This window comes from Micromonospora sp. NPDC000207 (genome assembly GCF_040300925.1).
Classification (GTDB): domain Bacteria; phylum Actinomycetota; class Actinomycetes; order Mycobacteriales; family Micromonosporaceae; genus Micromonospora.
The window spans coordinates 1-16,288 of sequence record NZ_JBEPEQ010000052.1 but is presented as its reverse complement, the minus strand read 5'-3'; the positions used below and the strand labels follow the sequence as shown (position 1 = coordinate 16,288).

At 70.4% G+C, this 16,288-nt stretch carries 17 protein-coding genes, 1 tRNA gene and 2 pseudogenes; 8 read left to right on the top strand and 12 right to left on the bottom strand.

What is annotated here, in order from left to right; genetic code table 11:
• Positions 1–2 precede the first annotated feature (2 nt).
• Both ABT336_RS14945 and ABT336_RS14940 read right to left on the bottom strand, forming a co-directional pair.
• Positions 3–1,163: a branched-chain amino acid ABC transporter substrate-binding protein gene (locus tag ABT336_RS14945; protein ID WP_350897147.1), complete on the bottom strand. Its 1,161-nt coding sequence runs from the start codon at positions 1,161–1,163 to the stop codon at positions 3–5.
• Between the two features lie 628 nt (positions 1,164–1,791).
• Positions 1,792–2,412: an ANTAR domain-containing response regulator gene (locus ABT336_RS14940; RefSeq protein ID WP_350897146.1), complete on the bottom strand. Its 621-nt coding sequence runs from the start codon at positions 2,410–2,412 to the stop codon at positions 1,792–1,794.
• 94 nt (positions 2,413–2,506) lie between these two features.
• Between ABT336_RS14940 and ABT336_RS14935 the strand changes: the two genes are divergently transcribed.
• The 4 genes from ABT336_RS14935 to ABT336_RS14920 all read left to right on the top strand — a co-directional run bounded on the left by ABT336_RS14935 (position 2,507) and on the right by ABT336_RS14920 (position 5,904).
• A tRNA-Leu gene (locus ABT336_RS14935) sits at positions 2,507–2,583 on the top strand.
• A 22-nt stretch (positions 2,584–2,605) separates the two neighbouring features.
• Positions 2,606–3,007 carry a hypothetical protein gene (locus ABT336_RS14930; protein WP_350897145.1) on the top strand — a complete coding sequence of 134 codons (402 nt, stop codon included), beginning with the start codon at positions 2,606–2,608 and terminating at the stop codon, positions 3,005–3,007.
• Positions 3,008–3,067: 60 nt separating this feature from the next.
• On the top strand, positions 3,068–4,078 hold the full coding sequence (locus tag ABT336_RS14925; protein WP_350897144.1) for an LLM class flavin-dependent oxidoreductase: 1,011 nt from the start codon (positions 3,068–3,070) through the stop codon (positions 4,076–4,078).
• A 380-nt stretch (positions 4,079–4,458) separates the two neighbouring features.
• A complete protein-coding gene (locus tag ABT336_RS14920) occupies positions 4,459–5,904 on the top strand; it encodes a pyridoxal-dependent decarboxylase (RefSeq protein WP_350897142.1) in 1,446 nt (481 codons plus the stop codon).
• A gap of 43 nt (positions 5,905–5,947) precedes the next feature.
• Here the strand turns inward: ABT336_RS14920 and ABT336_RS14915 are convergent, their stop codons facing one another.
• From ABT336_RS14915 to ABT336_RS14900, 4 genes are all read right to left on the bottom strand, one after another.
• Complete coding sequence (locus ABT336_RS14915; RefSeq protein WP_350897141.1) at positions 5,948–6,418, bottom strand: RrF2 family transcriptional regulator; 471 nt, start codon at positions 6,416–6,418, stop codon at positions 5,948–5,950.
• Between the two features lie 121 nt (positions 6,419–6,539).
• Positions 6,540–7,424, bottom strand: coding sequence for an acyl-CoA thioesterase (locus tag ABT336_RS14910; protein ID WP_350897140.1), 885 nt, complete (start codon positions 7,422–7,424; stop codon positions 6,540–6,542).
• Positions 7,421–8,869 (bottom strand): pyruvate kinase, encoded by a 1,449-nt coding sequence (gene pyk / locus ABT336_RS14905; RefSeq protein WP_350897139.1) that lies wholly within the window; start codon positions 8,867–8,869, stop codon positions 7,421–7,423. The genes ABT336_RS14910 and pyk overlap by 4 nt, the downstream gene beginning before the upstream one ends.
• A gap of 229 nt (positions 8,870–9,098) precedes the next feature.
• Positions 9,099–9,464, bottom strand: a complete 366-nt coding sequence (locus ABT336_RS14900) for a YciI family protein (protein ID WP_350897138.1) — start codon at positions 9,462–9,464, stop codon at positions 9,099–9,101.
• 208 nt (positions 9,465–9,672) lie between these two features.
• On the opposite strand from ABT336_RS14900, the gene ABT336_RS14895 reads away from it, so the two are divergent.
• Complete coding sequence (locus ABT336_RS14895; protein WP_350897137.1) at positions 9,673–10,668, top strand: SEC-C metal-binding domain-containing protein; 996 nt, start codon at positions 9,673–9,675, stop codon at positions 10,666–10,668.
• Between the two features lie 148 nt (positions 10,669–10,816).
• Here ABT336_RS14895 and ABT336_RS14890 read toward each other — a convergent pair whose 3' ends face one another.
• From ABT336_RS14890 to ABT336_RS14880, 3 genes are read right to left on the bottom strand one after another with little or no spacing between them, the layout of a single operon-like run.
• Positions 10,817–11,077 carry a hypothetical protein gene (locus tag ABT336_RS14890; protein WP_350897136.1) on the bottom strand — a complete coding sequence of 87 codons (261 nt, stop codon included), beginning with the start codon at positions 11,075–11,077 and terminating at the stop codon, positions 10,817–10,819.
• A 32-nt stretch (positions 11,078–11,109) separates the two neighbouring features.
• Complete coding sequence (locus tag ABT336_RS14885; RefSeq protein ID WP_350897135.1) at positions 11,110–11,427, bottom strand: hypothetical protein; 318 nt, start codon at positions 11,425–11,427, stop codon at positions 11,110–11,112.
• Positions 11,428–11,430: 3 nt separating this feature from the next.
• The gene (locus ABT336_RS14880) at positions 11,431–11,787 is read right to left on the bottom strand and encodes a DivIVA domain-containing protein (protein ID WP_350897134.1); all 357 of its coding nucleotides are present in this window, start codon (positions 11,785–11,787) and stop codon (positions 11,431–11,433) included.
• 376 nt (positions 11,788–12,163) lie between these two features.
• On the opposite strand from ABT336_RS14880, the gene ABT336_RS14875 reads away from it, so the two are divergent.
• Together ABT336_RS14875 and ABT336_RS14870 are read left to right on the top strand one after the other, a co-directional pair.
• Complete coding sequence (locus ABT336_RS14875; protein ID WP_350897133.1) at positions 12,164–12,385, top strand: winged helix-turn-helix domain-containing protein; 222 nt, start codon at positions 12,164–12,166, stop codon at positions 12,383–12,385.
• 59 nt (positions 12,386–12,444) lie between these two features.
• Positions 12,445–12,692 (top strand): annotated as a pseudogene (locus ABT336_RS14870) (GntR family transcriptional regulator).
• A gap of 710 nt (positions 12,693–13,402) precedes the next feature.
• Here the strand turns inward: ABT336_RS14870 and ABT336_RS14865 are convergent.
• Positions 13,403–14,206, bottom strand: a complete 804-nt coding sequence (locus ABT336_RS14865; RefSeq protein ID WP_350897130.1) for a TerC family protein — start codon at positions 14,204–14,206, stop codon at positions 13,403–13,405.
• Positions 14,207–14,409: 203 nt separating this feature from the next.
• On the opposite strand from ABT336_RS14865, the gene ABT336_RS14860 reads away from it, so the two are divergent.
• Positions 14,410–14,943 carry a hypothetical protein gene (locus ABT336_RS14860; protein WP_350897129.1) on the top strand — a complete coding sequence of 178 codons (534 nt, stop codon included), beginning with the start codon at positions 14,410–14,412 and terminating at the stop codon, positions 14,941–14,943.
• A 17-nt stretch (positions 14,944–14,960) separates the two neighbouring features.
• On the opposite strand, the gene ABT336_RS14855 is transcribed toward ABT336_RS14860, so the two are convergent.
• Positions 14,961–15,791, bottom strand: a complete 831-nt coding sequence (locus tag ABT336_RS14855) for a hypothetical protein (RefSeq protein WP_350897128.1) — start codon at positions 15,789–15,791, stop codon at positions 14,961–14,963.
• Positions 15,792–15,793: 2 nt separating this feature from the next.
• Positions 15,794–16,288: pseudogene (locus tag ABT336_RS14850) on the bottom strand (FtsK/SpoIIIE domain-containing protein); the annotation flags it as partial.

The following is a 16,288-nucleotide window of genomic DNA, read 5'->3' as shown; positions in this document are numbered from 1 at the left end:
CGTCAGGACTGCGGGATCTCCTGGTCCGCAACGACCTTGCCGCCCTCGACCTTGTACGCCCAGACCTTCACCTGAGTCGGGTCCAGGTCGCCGTTCTCGGTGAACTTGTAGCTCGCCGCGACACCCTCGCCGCTGTAGCCCTTCACGAACTCCAGCAGAGCCGGACGAGTGGTCTTGCCGTCCTTGATCCCGGCGAGCAGGATGTTCGCCGCGTCGTAGGCGGTGTCGCTGTAGGTACCCGGGTCGGTCCCGTTGAGCGCCTTGTAGTCGGCGGCGAAGTTGCCGCGCGCCTCGGTGGCCGGCTGGCAGGGGCAGGTCAGGATGGTGCCCTCAGCCGCCGCCTGACCGGCGGAGGTGATGTACGCGCCGTCGTTGACGCCGTCACCGGCGACCAGCGGAGCGGTGACCCCGGCAGCGGTGAGCTGCTTACGGATCAGGCCCGCCTCCTGGTAGTAGCCACCGTAGAAGACCGCCTGCACGTTGGCGGCCTTGACCTTGGTGACCACAGCGGAGAAGTCGGTCTGCTTGCCCTCGCCCTGGACCTTGTCCGAGCCGGCAACCGTCGCGCCGAGGACCTTCTTGACCTCGTCGGCCAGACCGGCACCGTACGCCGACTGGTCGTCGATGACGTACGCCCGCTCGGCCTTGATGACGTTCTTGATGTAGTTACCAGCGGCCGGGCCCTGGCTCAGGTCGTTACCGACGGCGCGGAAGAAGGTCTTCCAGCCGTTGGTCGCCAGAGTCGGGTTCGTGGCCGACGGAGTGATGGTGACCAGACCCGCCTCGTTGAACAGCGGACCGGCGGCCTCCGACTCGCCCGAGTAGGCCGGGCCGACGATGCCGAGGAGCTTCTCGTCGTCGATGGCCTTCTGCGCCAGACCCGGCGCCTGGTCCGGGCTGCCCTGGGAGTCCAGCGCGACCAGCTCGACCTTGCAGTCGGCGTTCTCCTTGTTGTACTGGTCCACCGCCAGCTTGACGCCGTTGTTCTCGTTGATGCCCAGCGCCGCGGACGGCCCGGTCAGCGCACCGAAGAACGCAATCTTGTTGCCGCAGGCGTCGCCTTCGGCCGCCGTGCCGTCACCGCCACTGGAACACGCGGTACCACCGGCGACGAGGGCCACCATGGCCACTCCACCGATCACCCGTGCGAGCTTCTGCCTCAAGGCCCGAACCCTCCTCCATCCCAACGGCTCGAACCACCCGCTGCACTTTGGCACTTGCGGAGGGCGGACGAACCAGACCGTCGTCGCGGTCTGGGCCGGGACGTTATCCCACGCGTCAGCGGTGGCGTAAGCCCCCGGAAGCCGGGTTGACCGAACCGTTACACGTTGAGCCCGTTCCATCAGAAACGGTGTAAGAACCAACCGCGCGGACGACCCTTTGAACCCCCATTCGAGGTAACGACCGAAGCCCGTCCAGCCACCTACCAACCTGGACACCGGACCCAGTTTCAGCAGGTAAAACATCCGTCACTGCCGCCCCAGGAACCTCCCGAGTCAATTGACGGACAGAAGTCGCGACATACCCTTGGAGTAGCTCTCCGACTGCAGAGTGGTCATGAACACGTCGCCCCCAAAAGGCCCACCCGAATGACCATCCACCGAACGGCCGATACCGCGGTTCCCCCAAGCCCGTGAGCTGCTGTTTCGTCAGACGAACGACCAGCGCCCGAGACACGACCAGCCCCGACCCGCATTCGCAGGTCGGGGCTGGTCGACGCGGAGCGCCACACCACGGTCACCGACGGTCGGACCGGGGCCGGTCGTCGACGGCACGCGGCACCGGGACCGGTCAGGGCGCCGGCTCGGTCACCTCACCGCCGGTGGTCTCGGCGAGGATCCGCTCGGCGACCTCCTTCATCGTCATCCGGTGGTCCATCGCCGTGCGCTGGATCCACTTGAACGCCTGCGGCTCGGTCATCCCGTACGTGGTCATCAGGGCGCCCTTGGCGCGTTCGACGGTCTTGCGGATCTCCAGCCGGTCGGAGAGCCCGGCCACCTCCGACTCCAGGGCCGCGATCTCCGAGTAACGGGAGAGCGCGATCTCCACCGCCGGCACCAGGTCACTTTTCTGGAAGGGCTTGACCAGGTACGCCATGGCACCAGCAGCACGGGCCCGCTCGACCAGGTCCCGCTGGCTGAACGCGGTCAGGATGATCACCGGCGCGATCCGCCCACCGGCGATCCGCTCGGCGGCGGCCAACCCGTCCATGATCGGCATCTTGATGTCGAGGATGACGAGGTCGGGTTTGAGTTCCTCGGCCAGCCGGACCGCCGTCTCCCCGTCTCCGGCCTCCCCGACGACCTGGTAACCCTCCTCGACCAACATCTCGGCCAGGTCCAGCCGGATGAGCGCCTCGTCCTCGGCGATCAAGACCCGCCTGCGCTCGGCATCCGTCTGCATGTCGGCCACGAGCCACTCCCACCAGTCTGTGCTCGACACCCGCCGTGCCCGGGTGTCACCGCCTCCAGCCTAGTGGGTATTCTGTGCGTGCCGAATCACGCAAGCCCCTGTACTCCAACCGGAAGAGAGACGGAGCTCAAACCTCCGACAGTGTGGGTTCGAGTCCCACCGGGGGCACCAAAAGTCGTACGCCTGTTCGACAATGAGCGGGTGCACCCGCCAGATCTCCGCACCCGAGGTGGAGGCCGGCGGCGTGCACTGGCCCTGCCTGTTGCCGCAGCACGGGCCGGGTAAGAAGCACGAGCGCCCGATCGTCCTGGCCGACTGGCAGCGGAGCATCGTCACCGACCGGCCCGGCGACTTCCTCCGGGGCCTCTTCCACTCCGACGGTGCCCGGTTCACCAACCGGGTGACCACCCGGGGCAAGGTCTACGTCTATCCCCGTTACATGTTCTCCAACCGGTCGGCCGACATCATGGGACTCTGCCAGTGGGCGCTCGACCTGCTCGGCGTCGGGTGGCGGATGAACATGCCGTACTCGCTGTCGGTGGCCCGGCGGGAGGGGGTGGCCGTCCTGGACCGGCACGTCGGGCCGAAGCACTGAACTCCGGTCCCGGATCGCGGCCGGGGAACAATTCGGGCGTGGGACGGGTTGGGTGGGCGTGTGATCGACGTACCGTTCTCTGTTCTTGATCTTGCTCCGGTCGCGGCGGGTGCCCCGGTGGGTGAGGCGTTGCGGCACACCACCGAGGTGGCCCGGCGCGCCGAGGAGCTGGGATACCACCGGTTCTGGGTGGCCGAGCACCACAACATGCCGGCCATCGCGAGCAGCGCGCCGGCGGTGCTGATCGCGCATCTGGCGGCGGCGACCTCCACGATCCGGCTGGGCTCGGGTGGGGTGATGCTGCCCAACCACGCCCCGCTCGTGGTGGCCGAGCAGTTCGGCACCCTGGAGGCGCTGCATCCGGGTCGGATCGACCTGGGCATCGGCCGGGCGCCGGGGACCGACCAGGTGACGGCGCTGGCGTTGCGCCGGACGATGGAGGGCCTGTCGGCGGAGGGGTTTCCGCGGGAGTTGGCCGACCTGGTGAACTACTTCACCGGGGAGCGTCCGGGGCCGATCGTGGCGACGCCGGGGCGTGGTGACATGCCGGCGGTGTGGCTGCTGGGGTCGAGTGGGTTCAGCGCTCAGCTGGCCGGTCTGCTGGGGTTGCCGTTCTCGTTCGCGCACCATTTCAGCGCCCAGAACACCGATGCTGCGGTGGCGGCGTACCGGAGCCACTTCCGGCCGTCGCGGTGGTTGTCGGAGCCGTACGTGATGGTGGCGGTGAACGCGGTGTGCGCGGAGACCGACGAGCGGGCGCAGTGGTTGGCCGGACCGAGTGGGTTGTCCTTCCTGCGGTTGCGGTCGGGTCGGCCGGAGCCGTTGGTCAGTCCGCAGGAGGCGGCGGAGTATCCGTACACGGCGGTGGAGCGGGAGTTCGTGCTGGCCCGGCAGGAGGGTCAGGCGTTGGGGTCACCGGAGACCGTTCGTCGGCAGTTGACGCGGTTGGTGGAGCGGACCGGTGCCGACGAGTTGATGTTGACGGCGTTGGTGTACGACGTGGCGGACCGGGTGCGTTCGTACGAGTTGATCGCCGAGCAGGTCGCCGGGGGCCTGCGGCGCGCCGTGTGACGGAGCCCACGGGACAGCGTTCGGGCAGGTCAGGGCCAGTTTGGCAGGTGTCGTCAGGGGCGCCGAAACACGCTCTTCACGGCGGCGTCACCCTGCCGTCTCCGACCCCGCCTAGCTTTGTCCTCGGTGGTGGTACGGCATTCCCGGTCGGGACGGGTCGGGGGTGCTGCGGTGTGGTGCACCGGACCGCCAGGCGTGCGGGTTCACGTCTGACGGTCCGATGCCTGACCCGGGTCCGCTGGTTTCAGCGGACCCGGGTCACCCCCCAGGTGTCCTCCCGGCCGGTGTGTGGTCCCGGCCGGGTGACCACCAGCACAACATCCCGCTCCGACCACCGGAAAGGCTTGAACCGGGGGCCACAGAGCTGATCGACTGCTCAGGTGGCTGAGCACATGGATGCCGAGGAGTTCCGGCAGGCGGGATACGCGGTGGTGGACTGGGTCGCCGACTACTGGGCGACCCTGCCGGAGCGTCGGGTGACCGGGCAGGACCCGCCGGGCCTGGTGGCCGCCGGGCTGCCGGCCGGGCCGCCGGAGCAGGGTGAGCCGGTGGCGGCGGTCCTGGCCGACCTGGACCGGTTGATCGCCCCCGGGCTGACCCACTGGCAGCATCCGGGGTTCTTCGGCTACTTCCCGGCCAACACCAGCGGCCCGAGTGTCCTCGGTGACCTGGTCAGTTCCGGTCTCGGGGTGCAGGGGATGCTCTGGTCCACCGGTCCGGCCGCCACCGAGCTGGAGACGGTGGTGATGGACTGGCTGGTCGACCTGTTGGGGCTGCCGCAGCGGTTCCGGTCCACCGGCACCGGCGGTGGGGTGATCCAGGACTCGGCCTCGTCGGCGACCCTGGTCGCCACCCTCGCCGCACTGCACCGGGCGAGCGGGGGGCGCTGGCGGACGGTCGGGGTGGACGGACGGTACCGCGTCTACACCTCGACCGAGGGGCACTCGTCGATCGAGAAGGCGGCTCGGATCGCCGGGTTGGGCAGCGACGGGGTCCGGACTGTCGGGGTGGGGCCGACCCGGGCGATGGACCCGGTGGCGTTGCGGGCGGCGGTCGAGGCGGACCGGGCTGCCGGGTGCGTACCGGCGATGGTGGTGGCGACGGTCGGGACGACCTCCACCACTGCTGTGGACCCGCTGCCGGAGATCGGGGAGATCTGCGCCGAGTACGGCATCTGGCTGCACGTCGACGCGGCGTACGCGGGTTCGGCGGCGGTCTGCCCGGAGCTGCGCTGGACCCATGCGGGGGTGGAGTATGCCGACTCGTACTGTTTCGACCCGCACAAGTGGTTGTTGACCGGCTTCGACTGCGACGCGTTCTGGGTGGCCGACTCGGGTGAGCTGATCGAGGCGTTGACGGTGCTGCCGGAGTACCTGCGCAACGCGGCCTCGGAGTCCGGGGCGGTGGTCGACTACCGGGACTGGCAGGTGCCGCTGGGCCGCCGTTTCCGGGCGTTGAAGCTGTGGTTCGTGCTGCGCTGGTACGGCGTCGAGGGGCTGCGGTCGCACATCCGTTCCGGGGTGGCCCTGGCCGCCGGGTTCGCCGACCGGGTCCGCGCCGACGACCGGTTCGAGGTGGTCGGGGCGCACCCGTTCTCGCTCGTGTGTTTCCGGCTGCGGGCCGGAGACGAGGCGAACACGGCGCTGTTGGCCCGGGTCAACGCCACCGGGCGGGTGTTCCTGACCCACACCCGGGTCGACGGCGGACACACGTTGCGGCTGGCGGTCGGCTCGCCGCAGACCCGCAGCGAGCACGTGGAGCAGGCGTGGGAGTTGGTGGCGGCGACGGCGACGGAGGTCCTCGCCGACCTGTCCGGCCCCGGATGACGGCGACCGCCTTGTCTTGCCGGCTGGTCTCCCGGTGGTGGGGTCAGATCCAGGCGTTCGGGTCGGAGACCAGTTCGTTGACCCGGCCGGGGAGCTGCCCGGCGGCGACGTCGGCGATCGAGACCAGCTCCAGGATCTGCCGTTCGCTGGCCCGCAGGGCGATCCACACCTCCTGGAGCGCCCGCGCCGCCCCCTGGTAGCCGAGTTGCTCGGGGCGTTGGCCCCGGACGTGGGCCAGCGGGCCGTCGATCACCCGGATCACCTCGGCGAGGGAGATCTCCGCGGCGGGTCGGGCCAGCCAGTAGCCGCCCTCGGGACCCCGCTGGGCGTGGACGATCCCGCCTCGGCGCAGCTGGAGCAGGATGCTCTCCAGGAACTTCGGCGGGATCTCCTGGGCTCGGGCGATCTGCTCGGCGGTCACCGGCCGGGATCGGCTGGTTCCTCCCCCGTCGGTGACGGCGGCCAGTTCGACGGCCGCACGGAGGGCGTAGTCGACCCGGGCGGAGAGGCGCATGCGGGCAAGGTTAACCGGCAGGACACGAGGAACTTCCGCCGCCCCTGCGCACGTCCCACCGCCGCTCCTGTGCACGTCCCACCGGTTGTGTCCCGGGAGGGTCGGGGAGGACGGGCCGGGGTCAGCCGCCGACGCGGCGCAGCAGCCCCTCCTGGACGGAGCTGGCGATGTGTCGGCCGTCGGCGGTGAACATCCGCCCGGTGGCCAGGCCCCGGGCGCCGGAGGCCGACGGGCTCCAGCAGTCGTATAGGAACCAGTCGTCGGCGCGGAACGGGCGGTGGAACCACAGGGCGTGGTCCAGGCTGGCACCGACCACCCCGCCGGGTCCCCACACCTCGCCGTGCATCGACAGCACCGAGTCGAGCAGGGTGAGGTCGGAGGCGTAGGTCAGGGCGCAGGCGTGCAGCAGCGGGTCGTCGGGGAGTTTGCCGTCGATCCGCATCCAGACCCGCTGGTACGGGTCGGCGGGTCGGTCGCCGGGGGCCACCCAGCCCGGTTCGCCGACGTACCTGACGTCGATGGGGCGGGGGATCCGTCCCCAGATGCCCAGCCGTTCCGGGTAGCGGGCGAGCCGCTCGGTCATCGTCGGGACCTCGTCCGGCGGGGGGACGTCGGGCGGGGTGGGGGCCTGGTGGTCTAGCCCCTCCTCGGTCCGCTGGAAGGAGGCCGACATGAAGAAGATCGGCTTGCCGTGCTGGTAGGCCACCGACCGGCGGACCGAGAACGACCGCCCGTCGCGGATGTTCTCGACCCGGTAGTCGATCGGCTCGGCCGGGTCGCCGGGGCGGACGAAGTAGCCGTGCAGGGAGTGCACGAACCGCTCCGGGTCGACGGTGCGCCCGGCGGCGACCAGGGCCTGACCGGCGACCTGGCCGCCGTACACCCGTTGTGGGCCGACCGGGGGGCTGACCCCCCGGAAGGCCATCTCCCCGGCGGCGTCGAGGTCGAGGACCTCCAACAGTTGGTCGACGGCGGCCTGACCGACCACGACGCCGCCGCTGGTCACGCCGGCGCCTGCGTGGCGGCGGTGTCGACCAGCGAGCCGAGCTGGTGTACGCGCAGGGTGTTGGTGGAGCCGGGGGTGCCGGGCGGGCTGCCGGCGACGATCACCACGTAGTCGCCGGGCTGGGCCCCGTCGATGCCGAGCAGCGCCTGGTCGACCTGGCGGAACATGGCGTCGGTGTGCTCGACGAACGGGGTGAGGAAGGTCTGCACGCCCCAGGACATGGCGAGCTGGTCGCGTACCTCCGGGACCGGGGTGAAGGCCAGCAGCGGCAGGTCGCAGTGGAGTCGGCTGAGCCGGCGCACCGTGTCACCGGTCTGCGAGAAGGCGACGAGCGCCTTGGCGCCGATGGCCCGGGCGATGGAGGAGGCGGCGACGGTGAGGGCGCCGCCGTGGGTACGGGGGTCGTGCTGGAGGCGGGGCACCCCGATCGACCCGGCTTCGGTGGTGGTGACGATCTTGGCCATGGTGCTGACGGTGAGCACCGGATACTTGCCGACGCTGGTCTCACCGGAGAGCATCACCGCGTCCGCGCCGTCGAGCACCGCGTTCGCCACGTCGGAGGCCTCGGCCCGGGTCGGGCGGGAGTTCTCGATCATGGAGTCGAGCATCTGGGTGGCCACGATGACCGGCTTGGCGTTCTCCCGGCACAGCTGCACGGCGCGCTTCTGCACCAGCGGCACCTGGTCCAGGGGAAGCTCCACGCCCAGGTCACCCCGGGCCACCATCACCCCGTCGAAGGCCAGGACGATGGCCTCCAGGTGGTCCACCGCCTCGGGCTTCTCGACCTTGGCCATGACGGGGCGGTGGATGCCCTCCTCGGCCATGATCGCGTGGACCAGCTTGATGTCCTCGGCCGACCGGACGAAGGACAGGGCGATCATGTCGGCGCCCAGGCGCAGGGCGAAGCGCAGGTCCTCGGCGTCCTTGTCCGACAGGGCGGGGACGCTGACCGCGACGTTGGGCAGCGAGACGCCCTTGTTGTTGGAGACCGGGCCGCCCTCGGTGACCAGGCACCGGATGTCGTTGCCTGTCACCTCGCTGACCTCGATCGCCACCCGACCGTCGTCGATCAGGAGCCGGTCACCGGCCTTGACCTCCTGCGGGAGCTTGCGGTAGGTGCAGGACACCCGGTCGCGGGTGCCGACGACCTCGTCGCTGGTGATCACCACCGAGTCACCGGTACGCCACTCGTGCGGGCCGTCGGCGAAGCGCCCCAGCCGGATCTTGGGTCCCTGGAGGTCGGCCAGGACCGCCACCGGCACACCGGCGGCCTCGGACGTCTCCCGGACCAGGCGGTACACCGACTCGTGGTCGGCGTGGCTGCCGTGGCTGAAGTTCAGCCTCGCCACGTTCATTCCCGCCTCGACCAGACCCCGGATGCGCTCCGGCGACGAGGTGGCGGGACCAAGAGTGCAGACGATCTTCGCGCGGCGTGTCACGGCCATCAGGCTAGTCTCTCCCCCGGGTCGACCCGCCGGCCGACCCCTTTCGGAAACGGAAACATCGGTCCAACCCCGGGGTACCTGGACCTGTCCTACGTACACGTGGTCGTACGGCTCGCGCGGGGGGCCTTCGATGCGGGCGTCAGCGACCGCGACGACGAGCGTACTCGCCCGAGGCCGCCGCGACCGCCCGGGCACCGACCCGACCACCGCCACCACCGGCGACCTCGGCTCAGCTCTCCGCCTTGGCCAGCGGAAACTCCAGTGAACCGGCCGGGCAGAGAAAGGTCATGACCTCCACCCGGTAGAGACCGGCCTGCACTGCGGGGTCCGCCTCCATCACGGTGCGCAACTCGTCCACCGAACCGGTCCGGGCCAGGCCGAAGCCGAGGGGGGCGTCCGGTTCCCGGGCCGGGCCGTCGACCGCACCGGCGACCAGGACGATGGCACGTCGTTGCAGCGCCCGCATGTACCCGGCGTGGTCGGCCTGCAACCGGCTCACGGTCTCCGCCGGCAGCGTCCGACCGGCCGCCCCGGGATACAGCACGATGCACTCGTACGTGTCGAGCGCGAAGTCGAGCCGTGGCTGCTGCGCCATGGGTACCACCCTCCCGTCGGCGCGGACCGAATTCCCCCGGCCCAGCCTCGCACGGGTCGGGTCGGCGTACCGGCACCTCGGCGCAGTTCCCCCGCGCGGTCCGGGTCGCCGTGGTGGTGACCGGAACGGACAGGAGGTGCGAGATGGTGGGGACGCCGAGGGGTTAGGGTTCAGGTTTCGGTCTCCCCTGTCTCCTGCCGAGGTGTCGATGACCCCCACCGACCTGTTGACCGTCGACGACCTCGACGCCATCGGACACGAGGACCACCCCGACCGTAAGGACCCGAAGAGCCTGGTCGACCGGCTCGTCCGAGCCGTGGACGAGGGGCGGATCGCCGAGGAGGCCGACCGGGGGTACGCCCTCTCCCTGGCCGCCGAGATCGCCGAGGAACAGATCGAGGACCTCGACCTGGCGTTGACCCTGGCCGACCGGGCCGTCGACGAGGACCGGCGACACGGCCTGTCCGAGGTGACACCCCGCGCCGACCGGGCCCGCCTGCTGCACCTGGTCGGCCGGGCCGACGAGGCGTCGACGGAGCTGACCGAGCTGCGTCCGCTGTTGGAGACCGACCCGACGGCCACGTACCTGATCGAGATCCTGGAGGAGGTCGGTCAGGCCGAACTGGCCGAGCAGTGGCTGACCGACGCGGTCCGCGCCCTGCTGGCGCGCGGCCCCGACGCCGACGACGAGGGCCACTCCACCGCCATGGTGTACGGCCTGGTCCGCACCCGGCACCGGCTCCGCCACGACCTCGACCGCCCGCACGACGACCTGGACGACCTCGCCGACCGGCTCGACGTGGCCGCCGACCGCGCCGCCGACCGGGCCTCCGCCACGACCAACGGGGTGATGTTCTGGCCGGAGGCGGAGTTCACCGCCCTGGTGGCACGCTTCCCCGGCCTGACCGAGGAGTTCGGCGGGACCTGGGACGACCACCGACGGCTCGTCGAACGCGACCTGGTGGAGCTGACCGAGGACGGGGTGACCGGCCTCGTCCTGGTCCCCGGCTCGGCCGAGGCGTTCGCCGCCCACGTCGCCGACGAGGACCTCGACCCGCTGGACGAGGACACCCTTGACGGGTACGTCGACGACCACCTGGACGCGGTCGAGGGACACGCCTGGCCGCCCGGCCGCAACGACCCGTGCTGGTGTGGATCCGCCGCCAAGTACAAGAAGTGCTGCCTCCCCCGCTCCCGCCCCTGACCCACCCGGCGCGCCGACCACGCTTGGCTCACCAGCCGACTTCTGTACGTGACACCCGGAACGCTGCTGGCTTGACGGTGCAGGAGGCCCTTCGGGGATCCCGCACCCGCCTTGGTGCCCGCGTGAGCGGGCCATTCGTGCATCCGGGTCAGGGTTTGGCTGGTGGTCTTGGCGGGGGCATGTTCCTCCGTCGTTGAGCCCTGGTCGTGGGTGGCGGCAGTCGGCGCGGGGCGGGTAGCAGACCGGCCGGTCGCACGAAGATCTCCCGGGTGGCGACGGCGTCGCCCCGGTCGTCGAGTTGGTATCCCCGCACCCACGCCCACCCGTGGTAGGTGAGCCGCTCGGTCAGCACCTTGATCACCCGGAACGTCATCGGCCTGCGAAACTGGACGGACGCCGCAGCGGTCACCCGGACCACCTCCCCCGGGGAGGGCAGGCGGGTCACGGCGTACGACCGGGGTCGGCTTCAGGTGCGGGGCGGCCCGGCGGCTGCCGACGACGCTCGGTGACCACCCACACGGCGAGGGGTCTGCCGCACCAGCCCACGAACCGCTCCGTGACCTCGTCGGCCGTCGCTGCCTCGATCTCCGTGCGGGCGACACTCAGGTACGGACCCAGGTACCGCACGAGCGCCCGGACGTCACCCTGGCACAACTCCCGGAGTTGACGCTTACGGACCAGGCAGGGCCACGGCTCGGCACACACCACGCACGTCCACTCGGGACGTGACGGCCCGTGCAGCGGCGGATAGTCCGTCATCGACTACCCGTCCCGGTACCGACGCTGGTTCCCCGGCTGGCTGCCCGGCTGGGGTTTCGGTCGGCCTCCCGGTTGGCTCCCCGGCTGACGACGGGAGTACGGCGGCCACATCGCCGGTCGCCGGTACTCGCCGCCACGGGGTTCGGTGGTCTCGTCGGCCCGCCACCGCTGCGACTGCCAGTCCCTGAGCGCCTGCCTGTAACGTTCGGCCTGGTCCCGGGCCTCGACCAGCTCCGCGTAGAGGACCGTCAGGTCGGCCTGGACCCGACCGAGGAACCGCGCCACCGCCGTCGGCGACAGCCCCCGCCGCCCCAGCCCGGTCAACGGGAACCGCTGCCGCCGCACCTCCACCGGCGTCACCAGATTCCGCCCCGACCGATAGACCTTCCCTGCTCCCGTGTCAGGGCGACCATCGCCAGTACGCCCCTCGCCCACCGCGTCGCTGGGCGGCTCTGCGCTCACATCCATGTGCCTCCTGCCTCTGCTGGGTTCTGCCGACTGCGGGCTTCCGCGACGGACCCCATTCGGTCCACCGACGGCAGCCGTCCGGTGCCTGCGCCGTTCACAGATGTGGACAGATGCGCAGGCACCGGAGCGCATGCTCCTCCTGGTGCGACCCGAGGACGAACACGACAGCGAGCATAATCGACTTAGTAGACGTCGTCTACGTTGCTCTACATAGTTGATGTAGGTTGCTGGAGGTGATCTACTCGGGGTGCGACCCGAGGAGCCACAGATGACCGCGAAATACGAACGGGTGGCAGAAGCCATCCGTGACCAGATCCGCACTGGCGAGCTGTCCCTTGGGGACAAGTTGCCCTCGATCTCCCAACTGCAGACACAACACAACGTCTCGTACGGTTCGATTCGGGGCGCAATGTTGGTGCTCAAGGCCGAGGGGCTGGTCGAGGGCCGCCAAGGCGAAGGCGTCTACGTCAAGGCCGTCCCGGCAGACTGAAGGCCAGACACAGAACCGCCACCTCGGCCGGACACCAGACAGAGCTTCGGCGTGATCGAATGGCGGTGCTGACCAGGGAGTCCAGATGCCCGCCAAACCCAAGTGGGAGCGGCTCGCCGATCATCTGCGTGCGCAGATCGAGTCCGGTGAGCTGGCTCCAGGAGACAAGCTGCCGTCGACCAAGGAGCTGTGCGAACAGCACGACGTCTCGGCCATCACCGTCCATCAGGCGATCTTCAAGCTTCGCAACGACGGGCTGATCGAGGGCGTGCAAGGCGTCGGCGTCTTCGTCGCCGAGCGCACCTAGTAGCTACCGTGAACCGGCCTTCGGCCTCCTGCACTATCGAGGCCCGACGTACGGTCCACAGGGTAGGGCGTCTTTCGTCACGGAAGTGCCGCCGATCCTCATCTGAGGTCGACTTCGTCAGACCATCCCGGCAGGCGTAGCGGCGTCGCCCCTCGGTCCGTCGGTGGTGGGCACGTCCGGACACTGTTTCCCGGCGCTGTGGAGCTGCCCCGTTTATGGGGCATCCGGGCGGCGCGGAGTGCGACGGCCCCCGCAATGGCGAAGCACCTCCGGGATTCTTCGTCCTAGTAGCGGACCGGCCCGGTGCGTCAGATGCACCCGGGGCCGGTCCACGTACAGGTTCCGCCCCGTTCATGAGGGCAGCTCCACAGCGAGTCGACGGCGTCCCTCCGGAGGCAGGCAGGCCAGCCGGCCGGCCCACCAGCCAGCCGGCCGACGAAGCCAGCCGATGAAGGGTCCCGCTACGGCGTCTCGTCGCGTTGCTGTTCGATGGCGGGAGGTGAGGAGTCGGGAGGTGAGGAGTCGGCCTCCGAACCGATGGCGGAGCATCGGGGCGGTATCGCGAATCCGACAGGAATTGACGTCGGGCCGGACCGACAGCGGTCCCGTCGACGGGTTGCAGCAGCACCGACAGCGGCCCCGCCGACGTGCGAAAACCGTCGACGGGGCCGAGCGCCGGACCACGGGCCTGAGGGCCGGTCAGGGGGCGGTCAGGGGGTGGGGGTCGCCGTCGTCTCCGACTCGGTCCGCTCCGTCCGCTGCTTGACGTAGGTTGGTCGCAGGTGGACGGGAGTGGCCGCCTGCTGCTTGCGCTTGCGGCGGGCGGAGGCCCGCAGGTTGAGGACCTCCACGAACACCGAGAAGGCGATCGGGCCGTAGACGTACCCCTTGGGGATGTGGTGGTCCAGGCCCTCGGCGATCAGGCTGCCGCCGATGAGCAGCAGGAACGACAGGGCCAGCATCTTCACCGTCGGGTGCTTGTTGACGAAGGCGCTGATCGCACCGGCCGAGGCCAACATGATGACCATCGCGATGATCACTGCGGCCACCATCAGGTACAGCTGGTCGACCATGCCCACCGCGGTGATCACCGAGTCGAGGGAGAAGACCACGTCCAGGATGAGGATCTGGACGATCACCGCCCCGAAGGAGGAGACCTTGCCCGACCGGCCGTGGTCGGAGCCCTCAAGGTGTTCGTGGATCTCGTAGGTGGCCTTACCGAGCAGGAAGGCCCCGCCGAGCAACAGGATCAGGTCCCGGCCGGAGATCTCCTGACCGACGACCGTGAACAGTGGAGCGGTCAGACCGATCACCCAGGACAGCGAGGCCAGCAACAACAGTCGGGTGATCAGCGCGAGAGACAGCCCGATGGTGCGGGCGCGGGCCTGCTGGTGCTCGGGCAGGCGCCCGGCCAGGATCGAGATGAACACGACGTTGTCGATGCCCAAGACGATCTCCAGCAGGAGCAGGGTCGCGAATGCGATCCACAACTCAGGGCTGGCTAAGAACTCCATCTCGTCCTCGTCTTCTCTGTGCACTTGTCCGGTCGACCACCGACCGCGGCTGATCGTCGCACGCCGATGCCCTTCCCGCTCGGGTCGACTCACCTATCAGCTATCCGACAGACCACCCGATCCGCTAACTTCGACGCTGATCCATCCCACGACCCACCACCACCCGTCGCGACCACGGTCGGCGCGCACACCTGGGGAGCCACATGCCCGACAGCGATCCCAACCCGGCCGACGCGGTCCTGGAGCGGCTCGACGACGAGATCACCTTCCTCGTCGACAACCTCCGCGACATCTCCGACAGCCTCACCGACCTGGCCTGCTACCTGGACAGCAGACTCATCCAAGGTGACAGCGAGCAGGTCGGCGGTGCCGTCGACCGGGTACGGGTCATCCTCAGCACCCAGGTCACCGACGACCTGACCGCGCTCGTCGGACTCGGTGCCATCCGCCACGGCACGTCGGCCGACCTCGACACGGTCACCGCCGAACGGCCCGCCCCCACCGGCGACGACGGCACCCACCAGGGCAGCCTCCGAGACCGGGAGGCCGCCGCCGCGCAGGACCTCCGTCGGCTTGTCGCCGACGTCGGCGACCACTTCGACATGGCCCGGATCGCCGCCGAACGCGGCAACGCCCAACGGTCGATGACCGAGTACCGTCTCGCCCGCAGGGCCGCCCACCTGACCGCCGACGCCTACCGACTGTGGGCCGCCTGCCTCGCCGAGCCGCACCCGTGACCACCCGCCGGGACGGGTCACCGCAGGGTCCGGATCACCACCAGGTACGCGCAGTAGGCGACCGGGACCAGGACGAAGCAGATCAGGAAGCCGAAGTGCACGTACCGGGGGCCGGTGGCGGGGACCAGGGCCGGCTTGCCCCACCGGCCGAGGATGGCGTACCCGGCGAAGAACGACAGTGCGGGAAGCCCCGCACACATCCACGCTCCCAGGGTGAACCCGTCGACCAGCCCGATGCCGTTGCCGAGGACCAGGCCGAGCATCGCCAGCACGCCGACGGCAGCACATCCGGTGTAGACGGCCAGCGCCCGGGCCAGCGGTGACCAACCGGGCAGCAGGGCGGGTCGGTGGGCGTACTGTTCGGCCTGGTGGGCGTGCCGGTCGGCGTCGTCGGCCAGGCGTCGGGCCAGGTCCAGTTCGGCGGCCGGGTCGACAGCCGCCGACCGCTGCGCCGGCACCTGCGGCCCGCGTACCGCAGACAACGCCCGCCCGGACGACTCCCCCGCCGACGCGGGGTGCGGCACCGGCCCCGGGCGTCCCACCTCCGACGTTGGCGGGGGTCCCGGCGGTGCCGGGGGTCCGGACGGCGCCGGGAGTCCCGGCTGTCCCGGGGTCGGGGAACCCGGGGCACCCGGCGGGACGTCGGGCATCGGCGGCGGAGGCACACCGAGCGTCCGACCGAGGTGGTCGAGGTGCCGGGCCTGGGCGGCGAGCCGCTGGTCCAGGTGGTCCACGGCGGCGTGCAGGTCCCGGCGGCGCCCTGAGTCGACAGCGGCCTCCCGAGCCGAGTCCCGACGGCGGTCGGAGAGCTGCCGGGCCAGGGCCACGTAGTCGTCGAAGCCGGCCACCGTCACTGCTCCTCGTCCAGTTCGTGTCCCACCCGGACGAACGGCACTATCAGCTTCGTCCGCTGGTCGTGCCGGTCCACCAGCAACGCCCGGTCGGGTCGCGGGGTGTAGGACAGGTTGTGCACCCCGAGGTACATGCCCAGTTCACCACCGGGCACGTTGAGCGCCACCAGGCAGGCCACGTCGTCGCGGTTCTGCGCGCCCCCCACGTCCTCGGCGAGTCGACGGATCCCACGCCACCACCCGAGCAGGTGCACCCCGTGCCCGGAGGCCTGACGCAGCAGGGACCGCAGATCGTCGTAGCCGGACCGGAACGTCGTCGGGTCGCTGCTGCCGAGCGCCCCACCGGCCGCGTCGACCCCGAACACCACCAGGTACGTCCGCCCGGTACCGGACCCCGGCGCGGTGAGGGTGGGGATCACCTCCCGCAGCCGGGCGGCGTCGAGCTGCTCCACCCGGTGGCCGTCGGCGGCCAACGCGGCGACGGTCTCGTCGGC